Genomic DNA, 25,792 nt, shown 5'->3' on the forward strand with positions numbered 1-25,792 from the left:
TTTTCTGGCCCGGAAGCAAAGTGACCGAACAAGGCAAGTTTGGTGCTAAGTATGGATAAAAAGAGATGCAATAGCTATGGAAGAGCTTTTTATGAAAATGCAGCTTTTGGCTGATCAGGCACTTTATACATTTTCCAATTCGGAAACGGTAAAGCTCATGATCGAATCTGCGGAAGAAAAATGTAGTTTATACTACTTATAACGCTTCAGCAAAAAAAATACTGGGTGATCCGGACACCCTCTTTTTAATAACCAATTTATTCGAACAACCATGAATACTATATCTAAACAGCAGGAAAAAAGTCCTGAAATAACAAGCGAAAAATTATTCCTTCGTACCGATCGATGGTACCGGATCCTCAAAAGCATTTCTCTTTTATACCGCTGGGAATTGATCCATAGCAAAGATAATCTGATCAGACTACTGCAGATGCAGCAAAGTTGGCTGGCGCAACAGCATTATCGGACAGATGACACTTTATTGGATCAGTTGACCAGTTCCTTGCCGCTGCTCGATCGGCAGCCTCGTATCTGGTCCTGCATGCATATTGGCCCATATGGGATGGTTGCCAGAGCGCTCATGGTACTGGGCCGAAAGTTGGCTATACTGCTCCGTGAAGATGTCTATGAAAAACAGGGTCAGATCTATCGGCAGCAATACAAACTGTCCTTTGGCCGTGAAGCTACTGCAGCTGAACTGCTGTTTATTAAAGCCGATCGCGGCAATCCATTGTTAAAACTCCGGGAAGCTCTCCGTAGGGGCTATGATGTAATCATATTCATTGACGGGCAACTGCGTATTGGTGATCTTAGTAGGGGATGGGCCAGGATAAAACTGCATGACACTGATTTACTGCTACGTGAGGGTGTCACTGCTTTAGCCCATTGGACGGGTATGCCCATTAGACCACTTATAGTGACTACGATAGCCGGACAAATCAAGCTGCGGATTACCGAAGATTTTTGTGTGAAAAGTAAGGCAGATTATTCCGTAGCCATGCAATATATAATTGAGTTGCTGCGGGACTTAGATGTGGAGGAACTGCTCCAATGGGAGTGCTTACCGGCAATTTTTGAAGGACAGGCTGATCCAGCCGAAATGAAACTCAGGGATGCGATCTGGCTACCATTTCTGGCTGGTGATACAGGGATGCTCTTTGATATAGCCACTGGATTTTCGGCGAGTATCGGGCCAAAGGAATTCGAAATTGCCTGCCAGAAATTTAAGGAAATCGGGGTCATTACTTAATGTCCCAGTCTTGTTACAGTTTTGTGGAAATCCCTTTTAATTTATAAATTGTCTTTTTAAATAATTTTAAATCTGTTTAAATTAAGATTTGTTTGACTTGTAACCTAATCCAATGATGACCAAGGGCAATATTCTAAAACCATTACCGTACCGTATTCATGCGATTTGCTGGACAATTTACTTTATCTGGATCAGCACAGTGAACGTTTACAAATATGGATGGGGACATCTGCCACTCATGTTTCCAGTAGGGCTGGTCATGTTGATTATTAGCTATCTCAATCGGGCTTGGCTAAGACGTATGCTATTCAGGAAGTTTTCGATAAGTACCATATTAACCCTGCTCAGTTATTTTTTGGTAACGGCGCTGGCTGTATTTTTATTGCTTTATCAGTTCCCAACGGAATTGAGCCGGCGGGTACTAAAGAATCCTCATCTTTTCAAGTCTGTTGATTTTGTCATTGATGTGCTGACCTTTTATATTTCATTTGCGCTTAAAGGGCTGATCATCGTGGCCATGGAAGTCGGGTATAATTTGACAATTGGCCTATTCCGGCATTTGGGCTTGTTGAGGGGACAATCGGCAGAAAATCGAAAAACGCAGCTCTTTCGCGACTGGGCTGTTCATTTTATGGGCAATCTGACACAGAGCTTCACCCGGCTGGCAAGGAAAAGAAGTGCAGCATTGATTCGAATCGATCTGTTTTTTGGCATACAGGCTTATGCGATGCGTAAGCTAAATTTTGGGAAAAGCATGCTGGGGAAGCTGGAAGATGAGCTATTTTACCTTCAACAGCTTATGCGTTTGTATGACGAGCGAGGGATTGAGCTTATTACCGACATTCGAGAATTGAATAAGCCAATTATTCCCATTATGCTCCTGAGTCTGTATAAAAATATGATCAAACATGGTGATTTTAGTGATCTTGCACAGCTGGGTATTATTAGTGTAATTAGCGATACAGATAAGGTATTAATTAGTTGCACAAATAAAGTGGCCGCCGAATCGGCATGGATCTTTGAGGATGGCGGTACAGGATTGGAAAAATTGATGCAATTGCTTCGTCTCGAATATGGTGAGGCATTCTCGTTGGTCCAAAAGACGAATGAAGGCATATTTTATTTGAATCTGGAAATAAATTTTTAAACATGGATACGATAAAGAAAATATTAAAACAGGAGGGGCGGCTGCGAAAAATCCGCATCGCCATAGTAGATGACGACCCTGACATTGTCGCAGAATTAAAAAGATACGTAGATCTAACGGACGGCGTCGAATGTGCCTATGCAACGACCAATCCGAAAGAAGCGCTGGTAGCCTTGCGACGTCTCAAATTGGATATCTTATTTCTGGACATTGAGATGCCTATCGTGAGTGGGTTGGATGTGTTGGGCCAGCTGGAAAGTTTGCAGCGTATCAATCCGGGAATTGCCAATCTTCAGGTCATCGTCTGTAGTACCAATAGAGAGGTGGGCGATAAAATGTTCCATTATGGGGTGACCGATTACTTTCTTAAACCTTTTGAACAGGAGCGCTATTATAAAGCGATAGCCAAAGCAAAAGACAAAATTCAGGGACGTGGACTGAATGACCTTGACCAGGAGAATAAGTGTTTTTTTTATGGGACCCGGGGGACGGAAAAACAACGGCTCAATTATGATGATATCATCTATATCGAAGCTAAAAATGATCAGACCCGGATCTGGATCGAAGACAAAACCTATATCGAAGTCAACGAAAGTTTTGGTGATATGGTCTTGTGCTTACCTAAGGCCAGCTTTGCTCAGGTACATAGGAGTTTTGCAGTGTCACTCAAGCATATTACCGCGATTACGCCCAAGCTTGTGATCCTATCAGGGATAGAAATAAAAAGAGGTGAAAAAGGGAAGTATACCTATTTTGATGAGTGGATCGAACAAAACACAATCACAGGCAAACACAGCAGGCATGGTATTGTCCGTGATAGCGAGGGCAGGTGAGAAAAAATAAAAATAATTAACGGATTAAAACTGATTTATGAGGATTATTTTAAACAAAACCAGAAATAGCATCCGCAGGGGGAATGAAGGAGCTATTTTATTTGCGTTGCATATGCTCTACAAGCAGCTGCATAACATGAAACATAACCAGAGCGAAGCGGGGGACACAGAAGCGGTCTGGTGGGACGCTGCCCATGTGCAGGATTATGTGGGTGTCAGTGAACGGACATTGTATCGCTATCAGCATAAGGGGATGCTGGGAACCGTAAGGAAGCACAATGGAAAACGTCTTTTTCTCGCCACAGCGGTCGAACGTTTTAAACGTGCTTACTGGAACCTGTGAGTTCCCCGTAAAATTGAGATTATAGCATTAGGGGTCTTTCGTTTTTGAAGGGCCTTTTTTATTTGCATCAATACCTGACCAATACCTTCCTATTTTTTGCCTATTACCTGCCTTTCTTTTACTGTTCCTTCGGGGCTCTTCGGGTGAGTCAATACTGCTGTTCAGGCTAGACCCGAAACCATCTTATGGCACGACTGTCGCGGCCTGGTAAAGCGGCAGGAATTGGACTGGTCTTGGTCAGGTCATGCTGTGATTTAGGCAGTTGTTTCTGGATGCCCTGCCATACTCCTGCTAATCTGTCGAAGTCGTCCTGCCAATACTCTGTCAAGCTGATTTTGTGTGTATATTTTTGATTTTTAAGTTTTTACGTTTGTGTTGTCAGGCTTAAATACCGGTATGTCTTAGCCCTTGACGATGGTTAAATTTTAAAAAAAAGAAAAAAAATGGGAACAATTGTAAATGGAATAAATGGGGGAATAAGTGGTAAAACCGGCTCCGTGATAGGGTCAAGCTGGAAGAGTATCAACTACCTCAAAGGGCTCTACAAAAAGAGCAACAAACCAGCTACCGAAGAGCAGCTGATCACGCAGGCGAAATTCAAGCTGGTGATGCGATTTTTATTACCGATCACCTCCTATTTACAGGTGGGATTCGGTCAGAAAAAGGCCGATCGGCTGACGCCACTCAATGCGGCATTTCAGTTTAATCTGCCGCTGGTAATCCAGGGTGCTTATCCAAGTTTTACACTGGACTACAGTAAAATACGTATTGCGGACGGTGCTTTCTATTTAGGGCCGCCGCAAGCGCCGGTCTACGCTGATGAGGAGCTTACCGTAAGTTGGGAGATGACCAACAATGATGTCTACAAGACCGCAGATGATGACGGTGTCTACATCATCTGTTATCATCCGGAGCAGGATGAATTTTTGGCACCGGCTTCAGTCCCGACACGAAGTGCGGGAACGGTCACCTTTGGTGTGCCGGCCCACCTGCTCGGAGGCGAGCTGCATATGTGGATATTTATGGCTGACCGCAAGAAAAAGCGAGTATCCAAAAGCAGTTATTTAGGACTGATACAGCTCAGCTAGGTTTTAATGTTGGAATGCCGTCCGTTAGGGACGGTATTCCATTCTTATCAAAATACATCATGAAGAAAAATAGAAAAAATAAAAAAACACCTGCGCAATTGGCACAGCAAAAACGATTTGCACTGGCAGTCAGTTTTTTGAGACCATTGAAAGAGATCATCGACGAGGGTTTCAGATTTGTAGCCAAACGTAAGAAACGGTTTGTCTATCCATTTAATCTAGCCATGTCACAGGTTTTGAAGGTTGCGATTTCCGACCAATCAGGTGTACCCAGTCTGGATCCGGAGAAAGCTTGGCTCGCCGATGGTAATCTACCTGGGCTGCTGGTCTTGGACGTGATAATAGAAGGAAGTAGGATATGTGTATCCTATACTAGCTTTGCTTCTTTTTGCGCATGGGATGACCATGTCAAGCTCATCGCTTATCAGGTAAAGGAAGGTGTGGCTATACGGAGTCAGTCCCTCGCTTTGCGGAGTGAAAAGCAAGTTTTCCTTGACATACCTGAATCGCTGATCGGGAAAGAGCTCCTGCTGTATATGCTCTGCAATGAAAGAGATGGTATAAAGTATGCCCGGAGTCAGTATTTGGGTACCTATCAGATTAATTAATTTTTATAGCAAAAAAATGAAAACATTACAAAAACAACTGGTCTCGGATATCGAGGATATCTATTGGCCTTTAACAAATCGGCAGCTGCTCGGAATTGTGCTAGCCTGTCTTTGCATATTATTTATTTCAGCAGGTCTTCTGCTCCAGGCGATAGATCCCACAGCTGGCGTACTGGATATCGGTATACTTTCGGTATTGGTCTTTGCAATACTGGCCGGTTTGCTCGCTATATACTGCTGCTGCTGGTTGCAGGAAATACTCTGGCAACCTTTTAAAATCTTTCATCAGCAATTTAGTTATCACTTTAATCAATTGACATCATGGCAACAATGCATTATTTACTTCTCGGTGTTCTTTTTGTCGCTGTTCTCTTTCTTGGCAGTGTTGGCCATTGTGCTATAGAGCGAGAAATAGCAGAAGTTCAGCCCAGGTCTATGGCTATTGGGGCCAGACCTGGGCATCAGGATCGCAGGATCGCTCTTCGCAAACGTATTGTCCAGATTGCTGTACAGGAGATCGGTGTCAGGGAAGCAGCAGGCAAAAACGATGGTGCTCGTGTCGAAGAATATCTGGCCTACACGGGCCTTGGTAAGGGACATGCCTGGTGTGCAGCTTTTGTGTCTTGGTGTTACGGACAGGCTGGGCTTACTGCGCCGCGGAATGCCTGGAGTACGGCGCTTTTTCCGCTGGTTAGACGGTATACGCAGCAGCAGATCAGACAGGGCGGCGTCCAAAAGGCAGATCTTTTTGCCATTTATAACCAGAGGCTGGGGCGGATAGACCACGTGGGGATCGTTCGCGAGAGCAACAACCGCTGGGTATTTACGGTGGAAGGAAATGTACACAATCGGGTATTGTGCAAGCGTCGTCCGTTGGCTACTATTTATGCTTTTTCAAATTGGCTGGACTGAGGGGAGGGAGGTTATGGAAATAAAAAGAACTCATATTTTGTCTATACACATTGTCTTGCTCACGATCTCTTCTTGTAAGATCTATGAAAATAAAAAGCGCGACAGACAGAAGGTAGCAGAATTACAATGGCAGAATCTTGAACAGCGACAGCGGCTATATACCTTTCGGCAGGATACACTTTCCCGCTCATGGTACTTTTGGACGGACACCGTTTTTCGCTTTCATGCGGACAGTGGACTGTTCGCACAGTCAGGACGCTTACTAGGACATCAGTCGACAGGCAGCACGAGCAGGCATATGCAAAACCTTACCCGCAAAAATGAACAGGGAAAGCTAAAGGAAACCGAGCGTGAACGGAGTAGCAAAAAGCAACCATTTGCTACTAAACTCTGGCTGGTAGGCGTTGTCCTGGTCTTGCTGTTCCTCTGGAGATGGAGCAGAACCCGTCGGTTCCTCTAAAAACCCATTGAAAGAAGGGGGTAGGCAAATGATTTTTGGTCCCGCTCCTAGGCACTTTAGCAGGCAACTCTTTTAAAATTGAGATTTGTCTGCTTTTGTGTATAATTTTATTGCCCTAGGTCAGCGTCGGAAAAGAAAGGGGAAATCCGTCAAAACTTCGGAGGCTGAAGGTTTCAAATTTTAGTCCCGTCACTCCAATATCGCATTTATAACCGGTCAAAGATCGGTTGTCAACTTATATTTTCGATTCTGTCTCTGTATGCATGGCACATACCCAGTGGCTATCTTCATTGATCAAGGCAGAGGTACAGACACAATTAAATATTGTTTTCTCACCTTCAACCAGATATTCCACCTTAATCGGGTAGACTATAATCCCGGTGTGCTCATGAATGACTTGCACTGCTGGCGAAGAAATTTCAATAAAAAAATCTGAAAAGATATATTTATAAATTTTGACTGTAACGGTCCTCTATTTGAAAGTAAAGAGAATCTTAATTTTACAATCAAGATTAAACCTTTTCACAAAAGTATATTCAAAAAAGCGCTATGAAGGAAAATGTCATGTACCATTGTGAGCTTAAATTTAGTCAGAATTTTAAAGTGTTGCGTAAAAATCCTTCTTTAATGATAAGAAGTTTAGCGCAATTCACATGATTTAAATATACTGACGAGGTTGATCTTATCTAATGTATAACATAGTCCATATCCCCTAAATATGGATGAAACAAAACTTCAACATGAGCTTTTAATAGTAAAATATTTAAAAGCAGCTAAAATATTTTTTTAACTATACCATTACAAAAGATGTTCAACAAAAAAAATATATGGATAACATTGTTTTTTAGTATAATTTCTATTGCCCTATGTGTCGCTCAGGACAAAAATAGATTTCAGGCAATCGAAAATGAAAAGATAACTTATATTACTAATGAATTGCATTTGACTCATACGGAAGTACAGCGGTTTCTCCCATTGTATAATGAATATAACGAAATGCTTTGGGATATCCGGAAAGAAAAATTGAGTGGTATACCGCGGAAAGGTGTAAGAGGCAGTTCCAGGGATATATTAAAATATGACGCCAGGGAACTTCAGATAAAAAAGGAATATCGGCTAAAATTTGCAAAGATTATTGGCCATGCCCGAGCCTCCCAGTTTTTTGAAGTGGAACAAGAATTTCGAAAATACCTGTACAAGGCAATACAACATAAAGTAAAATAATTTCAAAAACAAAAAGGAAGTCGATAAGGCTTCTTTTTTTTATATACTTTAACCTTAAAAAGGACAAAAAATAGAGGTCACAAAAATATTTTCAATTTCTTTTTGACATTACATTCTTGAGCGTCGTATATATACATATTACAACTTGTATTAGCAGATTTAGGGGATCTGATAGAGGAGTTGTAGAGAAAAAAATAAATCCTAACGAAGAGAAATGATTGCAGACATGAATCTATGAAGAAAAGACAAACTAAATGCAGGCCTTCCACTCACAAGGCATTATCATAACCAAAAATTAAGTAAAATTATGAAATTAATTAACTGCGGTAGGAGGAAATCCACATCGCATACATGGAAAGTTTCGAAGTTGACTTTTGCGCTTTTAACGGTTGTGTTTTTAGAAGTAAATGCACAGGGCATAGCTCAGAGCAAAGTCACCTATTCGGGGAAAAAGGTAAAACTCGAAACAGTCTTTAGGGAAATTAAGAAACAGTCGGGAATGTCTTTTTTCTACAATCTGAGCGATTTGGAAAACAAGCTGTTAGCGTCTGTTGATCTAAAGAACATTCCCTTGGAGGAGGCCTTGAAAATAGTATTGAAAGACCAGAATCTAACATTTAGCATTAATGGCCGGACGGTATTTATTAAGGAAAAAAGCAAAGAGGCCAATGAAAAGCCTAAAGAAACGAAAGGGCTTAATTCTTCGCTTTTCATCGATACCAAGGGCCGTATAACCAATGAAGCCGGTGAACCTGTTTTGGCCAGTGTTGTGGTAAAGGGTACAAAAAAAGGGACGCCTACCAACAAGGATGGTTATTTTACATTGCAGGGTGTAGATGATGATGCCACATTGGTAATTTCAGCAGGTAATATCGAAACGTTGGAGGTCAAGGTAAATGGGCAAAAGAATTTGTCTATTGTGGGGGTGAAAACAAAAATCAATAGTTTGGATGAAGTCCAGGTTGCAGTTGTCTCAACCGGGTATCAGGAGCTTATCAAAGACAGAACCGGGGGATCAGCAACGACCATAAAAGATGTTGATAAAACTCCTTTTACAAGTATTACGTCAATGCTTGCTGGAAAGGTAGCTGGTATGGACGCGATCACGACAAATGGTGCGCCAGGGGCCGCTGCCGATATTCGTATCAGGGGGAGTAATTCCATCTCCGGAAATTTAGAGCCTTTATGGGTGGTTGATGGGTTACCTTTGCAAAGTGGGGTAATGTCTATCCAGGGGATCAATTCTGGTAATATCCAGCAATCCATACTGGATCATGGTATAGGTGCATTAGCTCCTACGGATATCGAATCCATTACTGTCCTTCGCGATGCGGCATCTACCGCTATCTATGGTTCGCGTGCCGCAAATGGTGTGATTGTTATCAAAACGAAATCCGGCACTGCTGGAAAAGTAGTGGTTAACTACCAAGGTAATTTTGCTGTGAGTTCAGCACCTAAGATGAAAGCATTTAATTTTATGAATGCCGAGCAGAAGGTGGATCACGAGCTTGCTCTGGCGGAGCAATTCAATCTTTCAAGTGAGCTTGGACAACCAGCATGGCTAAGGAGCGACTGGAAGAAAGGACTTATTTCGACAGAAGACTACCGGGCTAGGATACAGGAACTAAAGAATGTAAATACAAACTGGTTTGATGAAATATACCGGGTAGGTTTTAATCAAAATCACAATCTTTCATTGAGAGGTGGCAGTGATAAATTATCGTTCTATGGTTCTATGGGAATAACAAATCAAAAAGGTGCGTTAATTTCAAACCAATATAATCAGTACAATATCTCATCAAAAATAGGCTATCGTCCGCATAAGAATGTCACTGTGAACTTTACCATTCGTGGGTCTTATCGAGAGTCAAAAAACCATTCGTCGGAAGTTGATCCATTTAAATATGCAGTATTTGCCAATCCTTATGAAAAAGCGTACAACGACGATGGTTCTTACGCATGGGATCAGACCTGGTTGTCTTTGAACAAAAGTCATTTAAACCATAATAGCAACGAGTACAATACCTTCAACATCATCAGGGAGTTAAAAGAAAGCTATAAAAAAGATATTGCTTCTGATCTGAGTTCCCAGTTGGATTTAACCTGGCGGATCACCCCCGAGCTTAAAGGAGAAGTATATGGGAGTTTCACGTATTCTACATTAAATAACGAGACCGGGGCTTCGCCAAATACCTATGCGTCGTATATAAATTTTCCTTTCGCTACCGCATTTGCTCCACCATATGAAGTGCCGGCCGAGTATAATAAAGGTTATCTGAAATCAGGGTTTGGACGTTCCCCCGCTTATTCATTAAGAGCAGGCTTTGACTATAAAAAAGATATCAGTAATCTTCACTTCTTTGATGTCTACTTAGGAGCTGAAATTACAGACAAAAGAAACTGGAATTCTTCGTTCAAGTTACCAATGTATGATTTTAACAACAACCTTGGTGGTTTTCCGGATTTTCCATGGAATCCGATCCTGAATTCCGGACTGACTCAAAATATTGGTTCGCTTTCTAGTTATTTGTATGGTGGACAGGATCGTACCGGAAGTCTCTTTGGCGCTTTTTCATATACTTATGACGATAGGTATGTAATAAATGCGAATCTGCGTTTTGATGGAAGTTCTACAATTGACCCCAAAAATAGGTTTGTACCATTATGGTCTGTTAGTGGTCGATGGAATCTTCACAACGAAAAATTTATAAAAAACTGGATTCCTGATTTTGTATCTGAATTTGCTTTTCGTGGAGTATATGGCTTTACGGGCAATATCAATAAATCAGCATTACCCTATGCGTATATCAGGTTAACTAACCGATCTTATGATAACGAGTATACCGCAGGGATGGTCAGCTATCCCAATCCAAGCATAAAATGGGAGAAAAAAGAGGAACGGTCGGTAGGACTTGATTTTTCATTCTTCCGTAATAGGTTTGGTGGTATGATCAACTACTATAATAATGTTACCCATGATGTACTCGGTGATGTGTTTAACTTACCAAATTCATATGGCGTTCCACATCTAGCGATGAACATACATTCCATCAAAAATGAAGGTGTGGAGTTGAATTTAAATTTTCGTGTCAAATTCAAAAAAGATTTGTTGTGGATTGCCTCATTTAATGCTGCAAGAAACACCAATCGTATTTTGAGCGGTCCTTACCCTTCACCGTTAGACTGGAATGACCCCTCCAATTCTACCCGTAATATTTTTGGGGGTATCCCAAGTGCGACGAATATCCAGGGGTATCCTCTCGGTACCATATTCGGCTATCAGTACGCCGGTGTAAATCCTTCGACTGGCAATGTAGAAGTCGTCTTGTCAGAGGAATCACGGAATATGTATGCCGAAGTAAAGAATATACCTATTGATGAAGTCCCAACAGTATGGGGTCTGAATGTGAATCCTGGAGGTTTTACAGATTACCGGACCCAATGGCTGAACCGTTCAATGGTGAAATTGGGCTCTTCTTCTCCTAGTTATACTGGAGGTTTTACATCAACATTCAACTGGAAGAAACTTGAATTGCGCACGAGCTTTTCTTACGCTGTGGGACATTTGATCCGGAAATTTGATGAAAGAGATTTTACGATTTCCAATAGCCCGGGTCAAGCAGCTGGGATATATACATCGCGTTTAAACAGACGGATGGATGTGCTCAACCGATGGCTTGTACCAGGGGATATCACCAATGTTCCTGCGATTACGACCAATGAGGATGCTTATACTTATTATTTGACATCTGACAAATTTCAGAAAGGTGATTATCTTGATCTAAGAGAAATAGCCCTTACGTACAATCTGAATAAATCTTTTGTGCGAAAGATTGGCGCTCAATCTGCGCAGATCGGATTACAGGCGCAAAACTTATTTGTGCTAACCGGAGCGGAAGCTGTGGATGTCACGACACGTAATGCTTTTGGCTATCCCAGAACGAAAATGTATTTATTAAACCTGCTATTATCATTTTAAGATGAAAAGATACATACTAATCACCATGGTATTACTTGCAACCTCTTTAACACAGGGTTGTAAAAAATACTTGCAATATACCCCTGCTGATACAAGGTTTCTGATTGATATGCAATCCATAAAACAAACGCTTGCATCTTACTTGTATAATTTCCAGCGTAATGCAAAATTTCTAGGGGATGCACCAGGACCTTGGTTACGGGACTGCTATTATAGTACCACATATCTTGAATATGCTGATGTTTGGTCTTTTTATAATTTAGATACAAAACCATCTGCATTAACCGAGGTTGAGAAAAGGCTTGTTGATCGAACAAAGCTAAATAACCCTGAATGGGCGTCCCACTATGCTATAGTCGGTTTCATGAACCTTATCATCGCCGAGGGCTTAAAAACCACGGATAATGAAGAAATGAAGAATTATGTGGTGGGAGAGGCTTTGGTGCACAGGGGATATTCTTTATTCAAGTTGTTGCAATATTATAGCCCCGTTGATGATCCTGCATTGGGTATTCCATTGAATACGAGCATTGATGCAAATTACAAAGATCTCGATTTATCAAGGAAATCACAAAAAGAAGTATTCGACCGGATTATCAGTGATCTGACTGATGCCGAGGCGCGGATCAATAAAACTTCGCCTAGAGCTTCCTATAATATATTTTATAATTATAATGTTATATATCGCTTGTTGGCGCAAGTGTATCACTGGTATGCAAGTGTCTCGGGATCTACTGAATATTGGACACAGGCTGAGAAATATGCCGATCTGGCTATTAATGATCAAAAAGCTGCTGCTGGGGCATTGCCATTGGATCTGCCAAATTTGAAACGTCTTTGTTTCACGGGTTCTGTTGTGACCGGGGCTATAGGTACTGAAGGTTACCCAGAGTCTATTTTTAACATGAATGAGATTACTGCAAGTTATACCAATTATGGGTATAAATTTGACTTATGGAATTCTTTATATCATGATAATGATCTGCGTAAGAGAGCTTGGTTTCTCTCCGCTAATAAACAAACAACGCCTATTGCTGATCTTACTCCAGCTGACATAAATCCCATATCCAATAAGCTGGCTGCTTTGGGGCCTTATCGCAAATTCCCGGCATTTCGTCTTTCGGAGCAATATCTGATATGGATCGAAGCGTTGGCCCATACTAACCTTGATAAGGCAAAAGAGATTTTGAAAGTATGGCAGTCTCGACGTTATAGTGGTGATGCCAATGGTTATTACAGCCCTGGAACGGCGCAGGAGTTGGTTGCTGAAGTTTTAAAAGAACGCAAAAGAGAATTTATCTTGGAAGGAGACATTCTTTGGCTGGATATGAAACGTTCCCACACTTCGGAAATAAGAACCGTTCAAGGAAATCAATCCAAATTAGAAGGCAATGATTGGAGATACCAGTTTATGATCCCAGATTCTGAGACTGAGAAAAACCCTGGAATCAAGCAGAATCCGGGTTGGAGCGATGTTATTATTATTCAATAAATTTTAAGTCAATTGAAATGAGATATATAAAATTATTCATGTCGGTGATCATTGCTCTTTCGTTTTGCTCATGCAAGAAAGAAAAGCCATTTGACTACAAGTTGAACGATTACAGTTTGGCAAAGGTCACTTGTCAGGCGAGCAGTCCTATTTTAGTTGCTGATAGAATATCAGAATTAGATTTAAATGTAAAGCTCTATATAGAAAACGGAACCTATACGGATATCAATTCTGTGGAGCGTACCGCTTATAAAGAAGTTCCAAAGGAACGATGGAGAGATCACGATATCAAATTTTTTCTTGCCGATGGAACGCCGGTTGTTCCCCCATTCAAAATTGCGACCGCTGCAGTGAATAAGTTACAGTTTTATGCAACTGTTGACGGTATGCGTTCCACAAAATCTGTAGCCGCATATCTGAGTGAGTTTCCACCTTTTGGCAGTAAGGTTACACCAATAGCGCCACAAAATGAACCCTCATTTTTTGACGTAACAGTCAAAGAGCCCCTTGCGGTCGGGACTGTCAAAAAGATACCGGTCATATTTCATGTAATTAATCCAAAGCGCTACGAGGATGCTTATCAACGTTTGGATGAGGCTGTTCTCTACGATATGATTAATCAGTGGAACAATGTATTTGGCCGTAAAAACGATCGGTCACCCAATGGGGGGAATCCAAATATTGAATTTGTTCCTGCGATAAAAGACCCCGCTGGAAGATTACTTGATAAACCTGGTATTCATAAAGTGATCTTGACAGACGCGCAAGTGACTACATTTGAAGCTTCGCCGCTATCCCATATATGGTCCAATACAAGCACTTTTTACTGGGACTGTGATCGGTATCTGAACGTTTGGATATCCTACAATTCTTCCAAACTTCCAACAACGGTGTGGCAAAACTATATTAAAAAATCAATGCCGCTTGTTTTTCCTCAAGGCGTTTGGAGTAATGCTGTGTTTCCTTTGCCATCCGATTATCAGGGAGCTGTAAAGCAGCTTAACGCTACAGAACTAAATGCATGGAAACTAAATCCTGGAGGGACAGCGGGTACTGGTGAGCTTGAGCAAGTTGGATTATTGTTTGATTCTTCTCTTTTGACAATCAAGGATCGTGTCAATGTGGTTCAGCCGATGGGCGCATTCCTTGGACTAATACCGAACGCACCGCTATTGTCCACAGCCAATTATCTTTTGCCACCGACAGGATCGGTCCGTAAATGGTATGACGATTTATGTGCGGATACTTGGCAGTATAACCTGTGGTATGCAACAGTTGAAAATGGTGGATTTGAGCCAGTAGGTTCGGGCAGCCCGACGCTCAAGTATGGCCAGATCACCGGTAGTCCGCAAGTTTATACCTCTTCTAATATTATGGAGGTAAGTTCGAATTGCACATCCATAAGCCTGCAACAGACAGCACGGATCAACTGGGTCCTGGAAAATGCGCCGGGAAGGCAGGCTTGGAAAAACCCTTCAGCCATAACAAAATGATATATCAATTTAATATACAATGCAATATAATTTAATTAACATGAAAAAAGTCTTTTTCTTCATTGCGCTTATTTTTGTGATGACCGGCACATTGCGTGCGCAGAACATTTCATTTGAGCACGGTACATTTTCCGAGGCCTTAACGAAAGCCAAAACCGAAAATAAGTTGCTGTTTGTCGATTTTTATACAGACTGGTGTGCACCCTGTAAAAGAATGGCTGCTGAAGTTTTCACACTTCCTTCAATCACATCAATATTCAATGACCGTTTTGTCGCAATTAAAGTAAATGCGGAAAAAGGAGAGGGGATCGAGCTCGCTAAAAAATACAAGGTAAGCGGTTACCCTACGATGTTCTGGTTAAACCCAGATGGCAAAATTGCTTATACCGTTGTCGGGTATAGAAATGAAGCTGACTTCCTGAAGGAAATTGAGCGTATTGATAAATCCTCGGAATTTGGTGGGCTGGAAGCAATGACGCAGCAATTTAGAAATGGGGCGAGCGATCCTGTTTTCTTGTTGAACTTTTACAATATGTTGCCTGAAAAGGATCCAATGAGGGCTAAAGTTGCCCTTCAATATCTGAATAGTTTGCCTGACAATCAGCTTTTTGACCAGGAGAATGAGAAGACTATTGCCAATATCAGTGATATGCTTGATGTTGTGAATATGTTTGATAAAAAGTTTTTTTACCATTATGCAGAAGAACTTGGAAAACGTGTTGACGGTGGCATGAAAATCTCTAAAAGTTATAGTCTGGGAGTTGTATTTAGTGTTCAACTGAAAATACGCGACTTCTTAAATGCCGCAATTTCAAAACCTAATAAACAATTGTTTGAGGATCTGGTGACTTATCAGGAAAAATGGCCAAATCACGCTTATAAAAATCGGGACGGCGATGCCAACCTACAAAATGGCAGAGGGATCGGATTTGCATCTTCGGACTTTCTGAAACTCCAGTATATGTTTGTCAACGATGATAATCCGGCGATGTTTACACAGATGCTAGTACCTTACATGGATCGTTTAATGCAGGATTCTAGCTCGTATAGCGCAAACAAAAAGCTGAATACCCTTTTGAATCGTCCTGATCAAAAAGGCGGTTTCAATGACATGTTGTATATGCTCTTCAAAGGTCATAAAGATATCGCTATGAAGAGTACTATCGATTGGGTAGATTATTTCTGGAAAAACTCCCCGTCCGATAAAAAGACAAAACAACTCGTTTCTAACTGGGCATTTTTTGCTGGAGAGCTCAACCCATTACAGTCCGAATTAGTAGTAGACGCGGCCATCCTGATAAACAGGACCGGTGATAAAAAAAGAGCATTGGAATTATTGGACGAAACCATCACATTATTTAATAAAACGGTTATCAAAAACAAAGACCGAATAATCAAGAAGCTCGAAAATGGAAAGAGAGACATCATAAATAAGAAGGTCTAATGACTTAGGTAAACTACTAGTATCTGTTAGTCATCCAATTTATTAGTTGACTATAGTGAGTTAATTAAATACGATGTAGTTTACGAGTTTCTGTTTTCTACACAATGAAAGGCTTACCGAAAGTTTCGCAACAGCGAATTCGGTAAGCTTCGTTATTTGTATAGATTTAGCCCGGTTCGGATCAAAGAACGAAAAAGTTGTTATTCTTTAATCGGAGTGCCTTAGGAAGCCTTGTAATCAGGCTCATTCCATGAATTGGTGCAATGATGTATATTTGTATGTTTATTATATTTTAAATTCTTGCAATGTCAAACCCATCGGAGCATATAGATATAGTTAGTGGTTTGCGGCAGGGAGAAACCCGCTCCCTTAGCATCTTATTTGACCAATATTTTACACCTTTATGTCATTTCGCCCTCCATTTCGTTCAGGACAGCGATGATGCTAAAGACATTGTTCTGGTAACCTTTAATAAACTTTGGAAAAACAGGGAGAATTTTCATACGGAGGAACATATTAAGTCATGGCTATATCTTGCTACAAAGAATTCGTGCTTGGATCTTCTGAAAGCCAACGACCGTCGTTTGGCACACGAATATAGTTTTTCAATGCTGGCAGAGAAATTTGAAGCGGACTTTGAAATAAGGCAGATTGAATCGGAGTTGTTGAGAAAAATTTACGAGGAAACGGCTAATCTTCCTGATAAATGTAGGGCCGTATTTGAACTAACTTATATGGAAGGGTTGACCTCCGGTGAAATCGCGGAGCGGCTCAATATATCCATTTCTAATGTAACCAGCCAAAGAACCAGAGCTATACAATTGCTTAAAATAGCTCTTTTAGATAAGAATAATCTGCTTCTTTATTTTTTTCTTTTAACCCTAAATGTAAAAACTTAGCTCTTTACAAAAGATATTTTCATTTTCTTTTGACATCCAGAAGTCGGGTGTCGTTTAGATATATATAACACAATTCATACTTACTATAGCTAATAACAAACAAAAATCATAAGATGGCACAATTTCAAGGCATAGAGGATTTGATACTAAAGTTTCTAAAGAACGAAATAAGTCCTGACGAAGAAAGGTTATTACAACAGTGGCTAGACGAAGACGATAAAAACAAAATACTGTTTGATGAATTAACAAACAAAGATGTGCTTCAAAGCAAGGTCCGCGCTTTTTACAGCATCGAAAAAGACAAAAAAGAGGCTGCAAAAAAAGAGTTTTTTATGCAGTTAGCGAATGAAAATAAGGTAGTTCCCATAAACAGGTACAAGCGATCATGGGGCTGGATCGCCGCTGCCGTAGTTATAGGGTTCAGTGTCATTACATTAACTATTAATATGTTAAAGGATAAAGCAAGTCCTGTACCCAGTGCGAATGTTAATTCCAGAACAGCTGTGGCCCCCGGACACGATGGTGCGATTTTGACTTTAGGAAATGGAAAGAAAATTTTTTTGGATGATGAGCAGGACGGAAAATTGACCGATGTTGCGGTAAAGGATCATAACCAAGTTTCCTATGTTGATGGTAGTGAAAGAAAGGTCGAATTGAACACCATGACGACACCAAAAGGAAGACAATTTTCCTTAATACTAGGCGATGGAACCAAAGTCTGGTTGAATGCAGCTAGCTCTATTACTTTTCCTACTGCTTTTGTTGGTGCGGAAAGGAAAATAAACATGACAGGTGAAGCTTATTTTGAAGTGGCACATGATTCGAAAAAACCATTTATGGTAACTGTGAATGGGATGAATGTGCAGGTGTTGGGAACACATTTTAACATTAACAGCTATGGAGATCAGGGCAGTATTAATACTACCTTATTGCAAGGTAGTATTAAAGTTTCTGTTGCAGGGAAAAGACAGCTTATAAAGCCAGGACAACAAGCTCAGGTTTCAAATGGGAATATTAAGATGTTATCAAATATTGATTTGGCTGCAGCAGTGGCATGGAAAAATGGATTCTTCTCGTTTGATGGCGTTGATATAAAAGGACTGATGAAGGAGTTATCAAGATGGTATGATATTGAAGTGATCTATGAGGGATATCCTAAGGATTTGTTTTCGGGTGAAATTGACAGAAACTTGACTTTAACTCAGGTTATGAAAGGTCTTGCTGATACCAAAGTAAGATATCGGATAGAAGGGAATAAACTAATCATCCTACCTTAATATTAGATAATTTCTAGCATATTGCACTTTTTTCGGTCTTTCTATTTATTCCTATGAAACATTTAGGTGACATCGAGCTATGGAACAGAATTCAAGCAGGTGACCGAAATGCATTTTCTGAATTGGTCAATAGCTATTCGGAGATACTTTTTCAATTTGTTCACCGTCGGGTTTCTTGTGTGGAAGAAAGTGAGAATATTTTACAAGAAATATTTGTTTATGTATGGAATCAACGGCAAAAAATTACGCTTGAATTACCACTATACCGCTACTTATTTAAAATAGCCAAAATCAAGGTTATAGAATGGATTGTAAATGAGCAAAGGAAAATTGTCCGAGCCGAAATATTGCTGACTCGTTTTCAGGGAACATTCCTATTGTCCAAGTCCGAAGAAGATTTTTTAACAAAAGAACTGGCGGTATTGTCGATCTTTTAGTAAAGATATTCGACCGTTATTTATGATCGTTGTCTTGTCTTGTTAAGATCCCAATCGCGATATGTTCCATATCGGGTTTGCAGTTCCTTTGACTATTGCTATTTGTTGACAAAGTAGGAATGCTGTTTTATAAGCATTACACTACACGTGTGCAGAATCAAACTAACTACAATTTTACTGTTTTTTATTTGTGTAATATGTTTTTAATCAATCAATTGCGCTTCTGTTTGACTACTTTTTTTTAAAGGTAGTTTTTATTTAATTATAATCAATGATATATTTGGATTAAGTAGGCCACAAGAACATAGTTATATTATAGCTTGTTCAGGTAAATTAACCAATTGGGAAATTTGTTCGTTATCAAATTATTTTGCCAAATTATTTGGTCACATTCATACAATTTTGGTACAATGATAATGGAGATTATCGGTGCTGCTGTTTAAATTGACTAAAAATGATTAAATCTCTTCTTCTTCTCTTATTCTCGAGTCTGTCTATGTGTGTTTTTGCGCAGTCAGAGTTGAAGTCATTAGTAAAGAAACTTGATCAGACCATACAAAATAATAAATTGTACCTGGACCGTAAAGAGCGGAAGATTAATCAGCTAAAAGCTCGCTTGATAAGTCAGGACCAGCGTATACAAGATGTGTATGAAGTTAATAAAGCTTTGTGTGATGAATATCGATCATATAAAACCGATTCCGCTGTACGTTATGTTGAACACAATATGAGAATCGCAGATTCGATAGGAGATACAGAAATGATTACAGAAACAAAATTACAGCGGATTTCTCTACACGCAATTTCTGGAATGTATCTTGAAGCTGAAAAGATGCTTAAATCCATTCCCAGTAATACACTTAATTATCGTCTAAAAACAGATTACTATCAACTTGGAAAAGATCTCTATAATAATATATCAACCTACAACAGATCATTGACAGGCAAATATGTGCAATTGAGTGGTTTATATAGAGATTCTTTATTAAGTATACTCGACAAACATTCGAAGCGCTACCAAGCTATTTATGCTGAAAAACTAGGACTAATGGGGCGATTTTCCGAAGCGCGTCAGATTTTGTTAAAACAACTGGAAAGTGTGACTGCCAGAAGTCATGAACATGCAATGGTAACCTCCGCGATAGGAAACGTATATCGGTACGAAGGTAATACCGAAAAGGAATGTATATACTTTGCACTTTCGGCGATTTCAGATATTGAAAATGCTGTTAAGGAAAATACATCTCTTCAGGCTTTAGCTATAGCACTTTATCAGAGAGGGGATTTAGATCATGCCTATAGCTATATCAAATATTCTATGGATGATGCTATTTTTTGTAATGCGCCTTTACGTACATTGATAATTTCTAAAATGTTTCCAATTATTGATGCTGCCCATCAAGCAAAAATAAATAAACAACGTGAACAATTGTGGTTCTATCTTATTGTTATTAGTGTTCTTTCGGTTTGTTTGGCAATTGCAGTAATATATGTACTCCGGCAGATGAAAAAATTGCAACAGGGACGAATTGAAATCGGCAAAGCAAACGAACTTTTAGAAAAGCTCAATTTTGATTTAAAGGTTGGGAATGAAAAGGTCATCGGGGTCAATAATAAATTGGTCGAGGCTAACCGGATCAAAGAGGAGTATATCGGTAATTTCTTGGATCTCTGCTCCGATTATATAAATAAATTGGAGGACTATAGGAAAACACTCAATAAAACGGCTTCTTCCGGTAAGATGGAAGAATTATTGAAAATGTTGCGTTCTGGTCGTTTGGTCGATGAAGAGCTCAAACAACTTTATAAAAATTTCGACAATATCTTCCTCCATTTATATCCCGATTTTGTTGAAGAGTTTAATAAATTATTAGTTGATGGAGAGCAATTTTTAATAAAGCCGGGGGAATTAAATACCGAGCTGCGAATCTTTGCCTTGATACGATTAGGGATATACGACACCGGTAAAATCGCAAATTTTTTACGCTGTTCGATGAGTACCGTTTATAATTATCGGACGAAGATCAGAAATAAAGCTGCTGTTCCTAGAGGCGAATTCGATCAGTTTGTCCTTGAAATAGGAACTTTCGCCAATACGTATTAATCACCTCCCATAACAACTTAATACTTGCTCATTTTGCTCGAGTGTGCAACATTCAGCATACACTCACTTGGATTGTATTGACCTTGTATTCTCAAAACGCTACTAGACTATTTATACCATTTTTCCTTGAATTCCGGTTGACGACAAATAATATTTTTTTCTTTATTCCTATGCTTGGAAAATTTTAAGCTGGATTTTTATTTAGGGGATTCATGTCTACGAATTACAATGAGCGGATTTAGTCTGTTTCGCTGATATTTTCCTTCCAATTATCTATCCATTTCTACAATTTACTCCTTTTGTCTGTGTGTTAAGTTGTTGTTTTTTAGATTGTTGTATTGTTTTTTGGTTTACAATTTGATTTTGGATAGGATATTTTAATTCGTTTGTGCTTTACATTTGAAAACTATAAACCAATTAGATTTTCAACTTAAAAAGCCAGAATATGATATCACCTTATGTATATTATTTCGTATGTGTGCGCCAAATTTTCAGGACGCAATTTTTGAGCAGCATCATTAGAATGATTATCCATTTAAGCTACTTAATGATCATAGGATCTGCTTCGGCAAGAGAGATGGATAGCCTACGGATTGATGGACTCAAATGGAAATTTGAGGGTAAAGCGGAAAGCTATTCTTCACCGGTAATATTTCAGGATAAAATATACGTCGGAAGCGAGGATCATTTCCTTTATGCTATTTATCTCGAAACTGGAAAAATAGCGTGGAAATTTAAAACTGCTGGCGCTGTAAATTCTTCACCTATTGTATTTGGTCAACGGATCTATTTTGGTAGTATGGATGGCTATTATTATGCACTTGATGCTCAAACAGGTAAGCTCATTTGGAAATACAAAACTGGGGGAGAACATAAGATCGGAAGAAATGGATTATGGGGTATGCAACCTTATATGTTTTATATGGAAGATCCCTTTGATTTCTTCATATCTTCTCCAATCGCACAAGATGATGGAGTGTCGAAAACTATTTATTTCGGAAGTAGTGATGGTAATCTCTATGCATTGGATGCAGATAATGGAAACCTGAGGTGGAAGTATCTTACTGGTGCAGCTATAAGAACCACACCGTTGCTGTATGAGGGTAATATTTATATTGGGAGCTGGAATCAATACGTTTACGCAATTGATGCGCAATCAGGAAATCTGCATTGGAAATTTAAGACGAAGTCCGATGACGAAAATCATTTATTGGAAGGGATACAAGCATCGATATCTGCCGCAAACGGAATGGTATTTATAGGATCGCGAGACGGGTACCTCTACGCTTTGGATGCCAAAAAAGGAGAGTTAGCCTGGCAATACAGTACCTGGCCATCTTGGATTACAACCACATCGGCTGATAGAAAGGGTAACATATTTCTAACAAGCTCAGATTCTCGATTACTCATTGGTCTGGATGCTGCCACAGGAACAGAAAAATTAAAATATCAGACAAAAGGATACAATTTTTCATCTGTTTTAATCGACGAAGATAAATTATACATCGGTGATTTTACAGGTAAACTGCATGTCCTGAACAGTATTACTGGCAATTGCATGACATTTTTTGAAACAGATGGCCGAAAAGAAAATAAAAAACGATTGCTCAACCCGGACGGTATTCTTGAATTTCAATATTTGGTCGACAAAAGAGATCCATCTTTATATGCAACAACTGTTGACATCTTAAAGCTTGTACAGCAATTGGATCCCATTATTGGAAAACCCATTATTCAAGATCATATCCTTTATTTAAATACGGCGAATGGTCGGTTATACGCTTTGACTTTACATAATCATTAACCAAAATAAATACAATGAAAATCCTTTATTTAAGAAGTAGCATGCTACTCATGCTTTGCTTTGTCGGAATATTTTCGGCTTATGCACAGTTAGGTAGCATCAATGGTCTCGTAGTAGACGAAATCAATCATCCGATTGCTGGAGCAGTCATTCGGATAGAGGGAACAAAACAGGCAAGTCGGACAGGCTCCGATGGAAAGTACGCTCTCAATGGGATCAAGAAAGGTCAGATTACGCTTGTCGTTAGTTTCGTAGGTTACGGTTCACAGAAAAATACCGTCAACCTGAGTCAGGAAGCTACAGTGATAAATTTTCAATTGCAACGTGCCGAAGAGGTTTTAAATGAAGTTGTTGTTATTGGATATGGAACGCAGAAGAAGCAAGATCTTACGGGGGCTATAACCACAGTTACGACAAAGGACTTTCAAAAAGGAACGATCACGACACCGGAGCAGCTTATACAGGGAAAGGTTGCCGGAGTCAATATCGTATCCAATGGAGGACAGCCCGGCGGGGGCAGTATGATCCGTATTCGAGGTGGAGCATCATTGAATGCCAGTAACGACCCCTTGATTGTCATTGATGGGGTGCCTTTTAGTGGCAATGGAATCAATAACGCACCCAACCCATTAGCATTAATCAATCCAGCAGATATCGCAACCTTTACAGTGTTGAAAGATGCTAATGCTACAGCAATCTATGGTTCTAGGGCATCAAATGGTGTAATTCTGATTACAACAAAAAGAGGCGGGACAGGGAAACCGTTAATCGAATTCAATACCAATAATTCATATTCGACGATTGCTAAAAAAGTAGATGTGCTTTCTGCAGATGAAATTCGTACGTACTTTGATGCTCATCCTAACGCTACTTATGCCAATGCCCCTTTCAAAAACCTATTGGGAGATGCAAATACCGATTGGCAGGATGAAATTTATGAAAATGCATTTTCAACGGATAATAATTTAACCTTTTCAGGTGCATTTAAGGGAACACCTTATCGTCTGTCAGGAGGCTATTTGGATCAAAAAGGTATGTTGATTACAGACCGTTTTAAACGGGCTACTGGAGGTTTTACCGTACAGCCAAGATTGTTCGATGGCCACCTAAAAATAGATTTAAACCTCAAAGGTACGCTTACAAAGGCCCATTTTGCCAACCAGGGCGCAATAGCCAACGCAATACAATTTGATCCAACACAGCCCGTTAGAACTGAAAACGACGAATATGGCGGATATTTTGAATGGATAGCTGGTGAGGTGCTTAATCGGAATGCGGCCCGGAATCCTGTAGCAATGATCTTGATGCAAGACAACAATGGAAAAACAAAACGTAGCTTCGGTAATGTGCAGCTCGATTATTCTTTTCATTTTCTGCCGGAACTGCATGCGAATTTAAATCTAGGTTACGATGTGTCCACTGGAAGGGGTAATATTTTTGTTCCGGCAAATGCAGCGCTTAATTTTGCCTCGGGAGGTTTCCAGACGCAGTCACACTCGACTCAGAATAACAAAGTTGCTGAATTCTATTTAAATTATGCAACGAATCTTCAGTCCATAGAAAGTAAGCTTGATGTGACTACTGGGTATGGATATTACGACAATAAGGCTACTAATTATAATTTTGAGAATTATAACGCCGATGGGACTACAGCACAGTTTATACCAGCTTTTCCATTTGATATTCCGAGAAATAAATTGATGTCCTATTATGGACGATTTGTTTATACTTTTGCGGATAAATATATTTTATCGAGTACCATGCGTGCTGATGCTTCTTCCCGGTTTTCAGAGACAAATCGATGGGGATACTTTCCTTCGGTGGGTTTCACTTGGCGGTTGAAGGAAGAGTGTTTCCTTAAAAAAAGCGATTATCTGTCGGATCTAAAGATCAGATTAAGTTATGGACAAACGGGGAATCAAGATGGTATTGGTAATTATAACTATCTGGCAAAATATTACTTAAATGCTCCAGCAGGACAGTATCAAATTGGTGATCATTTCTATGATTACTATTCGCCTTCGGATTACGATCCAGATTTGACCTGGGAGTCAACAACTACCTATAATGCGGGATTGGATTTTGGCTTTTTTGGAGGAAAGATCAGCGGATCGTTAGATGTTTACAACAAAAAGACCAAAAACCTATTATCGGCAATAGATATTCCTTCCGGTACGAATTTCAATAACATTCTGTTGACAAATGTTGGAAATATGAAAGTTAAAGGGGGCGAATTGAATATCAATCTCGATCTGCTTCAAAGGAAAGAACTTCATTGGACCATCGGTTTTAATGCTTCCTATAATAAAAGAGAAGTAACGAATCTGTCGTTAAATCCTGATCCGAGATTCAAGATCAGTGCTGGAACAATCACTGGAGGGACAGGGGTAAACATCAAATATAATGGCATTGGAAAAACACCCCAATCATTCTTTGTGTATAAACAGATCTATGACCAAAATGGTAAACCTCTTGAAAATGTCTATGCAGATATTAACCACGATGGCGTAGTTAATACGGATGATCAATACTTCTATAAGTCTCCTGATCCCGCTTTTACCTTAGGTTTCAGCACGTCGTTTAACTTTAGAAGATGGACCGTATCAACGGTGATGCGGTCAAATATAGGCAATTATGTCTATGATAATGTTTCTTCCAACTTTGCCGTGCAGAATAGCATCATGAGCAGCCAGGGATTTGTCAATAATGCCAGCCGTGATATTTTTAATACGCAGTTTATAAGCAATCAATATCTAAGCGATTATTATATAAAAAACGCTTCATTCTTAAAGATGGACAATCTGACGCTGGTATTTGACGCTGGCAAAATAATTAAGGGGCAAAGTAATAATTTGAGAATATCAGCTGGCTGCCAAAATGTGTTTGTCATCACAAAATATAAAGGGCTTGATCCAGAAGTCTTTTCAGGAATAGATTTCAACCTTTACCCGCGTCCGCGTATCTATAACTTAGGCTTTAGTGTTGGTTTTTAAAATAAG

The 25,792-nt window shown here is 39.8% G+C and carries 22 protein-coding genes; 21 read left to right on the forward strand and 1 reads right to left on the reverse strand.

What is annotated here, in order from left to right:
• Positions 1-76: 76 nt before the first annotated feature.
• The 5 genes from BWD42_RS25090 to BWD42_RS11760 all read left to right on the forward strand — a co-directional run bounded on the left by BWD42_RS25090 (position 77) and on the right by BWD42_RS11760 (position 3,572).
• Positions 77-202 carry a hypothetical protein gene (locus BWD42_RS25090; protein WP_262507827.1) on the forward strand — a complete coding sequence of 42 codons (126 nt, stop codon included), beginning with the start codon at positions 77-79 and terminating at the stop codon, positions 200-202.
• 69 nt (positions 203-271) lie between these two features.
• Positions 272-1,249, forward strand: coding sequence for a hypothetical protein (locus BWD42_RS11745; RefSeq protein WP_077436497.1), 978 nt, complete (start codon positions 272-274; stop codon positions 1,247-1,249).
• A 112-nt stretch (positions 1,250-1,361) separates the two neighbouring features.
• The gene (locus BWD42_RS11750) at positions 1,362-2,396 is read left to right on the forward strand and encodes a hypothetical protein (RefSeq protein WP_077436499.1); all 1,035 of its coding nucleotides are present in this window, start codon (positions 1,362-1,364) and stop codon (positions 2,394-2,396) included.
• A 2-nt stretch (positions 2,397-2,398) separates the two neighbouring features.
• Positions 2,399-3,229 (forward strand): LytR/AlgR family response regulator transcription factor, encoded by an 831-nt coding sequence (locus tag BWD42_RS11755; RefSeq protein ID WP_077436501.1) that lies wholly within the window; start codon positions 2,399-2,401, stop codon positions 3,227-3,229.
• Between the two features lie 37 nt (positions 3,230-3,266).
• Positions 3,267-3,572 (forward strand): hypothetical protein, encoded by a 306-nt coding sequence (locus BWD42_RS11760; protein ID WP_077436503.1) that lies wholly within the window; start codon positions 3,267-3,269, stop codon positions 3,570-3,572.
• A 166-nt stretch (positions 3,573-3,738) separates the two neighbouring features.
• On the opposite strand, the gene BWD42_RS24730 is transcribed toward BWD42_RS11760, so the two are convergent.
• The gene (locus BWD42_RS24730; protein ID WP_175992039.1) at positions 3,739-3,900 is read right to left on the reverse strand and encodes a hypothetical protein; all 162 of its coding nucleotides are present in this window, start codon (positions 3,898-3,900) and stop codon (positions 3,739-3,741) included.
• A 115-nt stretch (positions 3,901-4,015) separates the two neighbouring features.
• Here BWD42_RS24730 and BWD42_RS11765 point away from each other — a divergent pair, with 115 nt between their 5' ends.
• From BWD42_RS11765 to BWD42_RS11835, 16 genes are all read left to right on the forward strand, one after another.
• Entirely contained in the window at positions 4,016-4,660 is a 645-nt protein-coding gene (locus tag BWD42_RS11765) for a DUF6266 family protein (protein WP_077436505.1), read from the forward strand.
• Positions 4,661-4,674: 14 nt separating this feature from the next.
• A complete protein-coding gene (locus BWD42_RS11770) occupies positions 4,675-5,268 on the forward strand; it encodes a DUF6266 family protein (RefSeq protein ID WP_262507828.1) in 594 nt (197 codons plus the stop codon).
• Between the two features lie 16 nt (positions 5,269-5,284).
• Positions 5,285-5,671 (forward strand): hypothetical protein, encoded by a 387-nt coding sequence (locus BWD42_RS24500; RefSeq protein WP_139351128.1) that lies wholly within the window; start codon positions 5,285-5,287, stop codon positions 5,669-5,671.
• Positions 5,590-6,180, forward strand: a complete 591-nt coding sequence (locus tag BWD42_RS11775) for a CHAP domain-containing protein (RefSeq protein ID WP_077436510.1) — start codon at positions 5,590-5,592, stop codon at positions 6,178-6,180. The genes BWD42_RS24500 and BWD42_RS11775 overlap by 82 nt, the downstream gene beginning before the upstream one ends.
• A 37-nt stretch (positions 6,181-6,217) precedes the next feature.
• Entirely contained in the window at positions 6,218-6,640 is a 423-nt protein-coding gene (locus BWD42_RS11780) for a hypothetical protein (protein ID WP_139351129.1), read from the forward strand.
• Positions 6,641-7,477: 837 nt separating this feature from the next.
• Positions 7,478-7,864: a hypothetical protein gene (locus BWD42_RS11785; RefSeq protein ID WP_254846223.1), complete on the forward strand. Its 387-nt coding sequence runs from the start codon at positions 7,478-7,480 to the stop codon at positions 7,862-7,864.
• Positions 7,865-8,171: 307 nt separating this feature from the next.
• Positions 8,172-11,843, forward strand: coding sequence for a SusC/RagA family TonB-linked outer membrane protein (locus tag BWD42_RS11790; protein WP_077436516.1), 3,672 nt, complete (start codon positions 8,172-8,174; stop codon positions 11,841-11,843).
• A gap of 1 nt (position 11,844) precedes the next feature.
• On the forward strand, positions 11,845-13,335 hold the full coding sequence (locus tag BWD42_RS11795; RefSeq protein WP_077436518.1) for a RagB/SusD family nutrient uptake outer membrane protein: 1,491 nt from the start codon (positions 11,845-11,847) through the stop codon (positions 13,333-13,335).
• A gap of 17 nt (positions 13,336-13,352) precedes the next feature.
• Entirely contained in the window at positions 13,353-14,828 is a 1,476-nt protein-coding gene (locus BWD42_RS11800) for a hypothetical protein (RefSeq protein ID WP_139351130.1), read from the forward strand.
• Positions 14,829-14,868: 40 nt separating this feature from the next.
• Positions 14,869-16,272: a thioredoxin fold domain-containing protein gene (locus tag BWD42_RS11805; protein WP_175992040.1), complete on the forward strand. Its 1,404-nt coding sequence runs from the start codon at positions 14,869-14,871 to the stop codon at positions 16,270-16,272.
• A 305-nt stretch (positions 16,273-16,577) separates the two neighbouring features.
• On the forward strand, positions 16,578-17,171 hold the full coding sequence (locus BWD42_RS11810; protein ID WP_077436524.1) for an RNA polymerase sigma factor: 594 nt from the start codon (positions 16,578-16,580) through the stop codon (positions 17,169-17,171).
• A 113-nt stretch (positions 17,172-17,284) separates the two neighbouring features.
• On the forward strand, positions 17,285-18,448 hold the full coding sequence (locus BWD42_RS11815; RefSeq protein WP_077436526.1) for a FecR family protein: 1,164 nt from the start codon (positions 17,285-17,287) through the stop codon (positions 18,446-18,448).
• Between the two features lie 53 nt (positions 18,449-18,501).
• The gene (locus tag BWD42_RS11820; RefSeq protein WP_077436528.1) at positions 18,502-18,885 is read left to right on the forward strand and encodes an RNA polymerase sigma factor; all 384 of its coding nucleotides are present in this window, start codon (positions 18,502-18,504) and stop codon (positions 18,883-18,885) included.
• Positions 18,886-19,339: 454 nt separating this feature from the next.
• Entirely contained in the window at positions 19,340-20,989 is a 1,650-nt protein-coding gene (locus BWD42_RS11825) for a DUF6377 domain-containing protein (RefSeq protein WP_139351131.1), read from the forward strand.
• 547 nt (positions 20,990-21,536) lie between these two features.
• Positions 21,537-22,793: a PQQ-binding-like beta-propeller repeat protein gene (locus BWD42_RS11830; RefSeq protein WP_175992041.1), complete on the forward strand. Its 1,257-nt coding sequence runs from the start codon at positions 21,537-21,539 to the stop codon at positions 22,791-22,793.
• 14 nt (positions 22,794-22,807) lie between these two features.
• Positions 22,808-25,786: a SusC/RagA family TonB-linked outer membrane protein gene (locus BWD42_RS11835; RefSeq protein WP_077436532.1), complete on the forward strand. Its 2,979-nt coding sequence runs from the start codon at positions 22,808-22,810 to the stop codon at positions 25,784-25,786.
• Positions 25,787-25,792: the final 6 nt, after the last annotated feature.

The organism is Sphingobacterium sp. CZ-UAM (assembly GCF_002000245.1).
Taxonomy (GTDB): domain Bacteria; phylum Bacteroidota; class Bacteroidia; order Sphingobacteriales; family Sphingobacteriaceae; genus Sphingobacterium.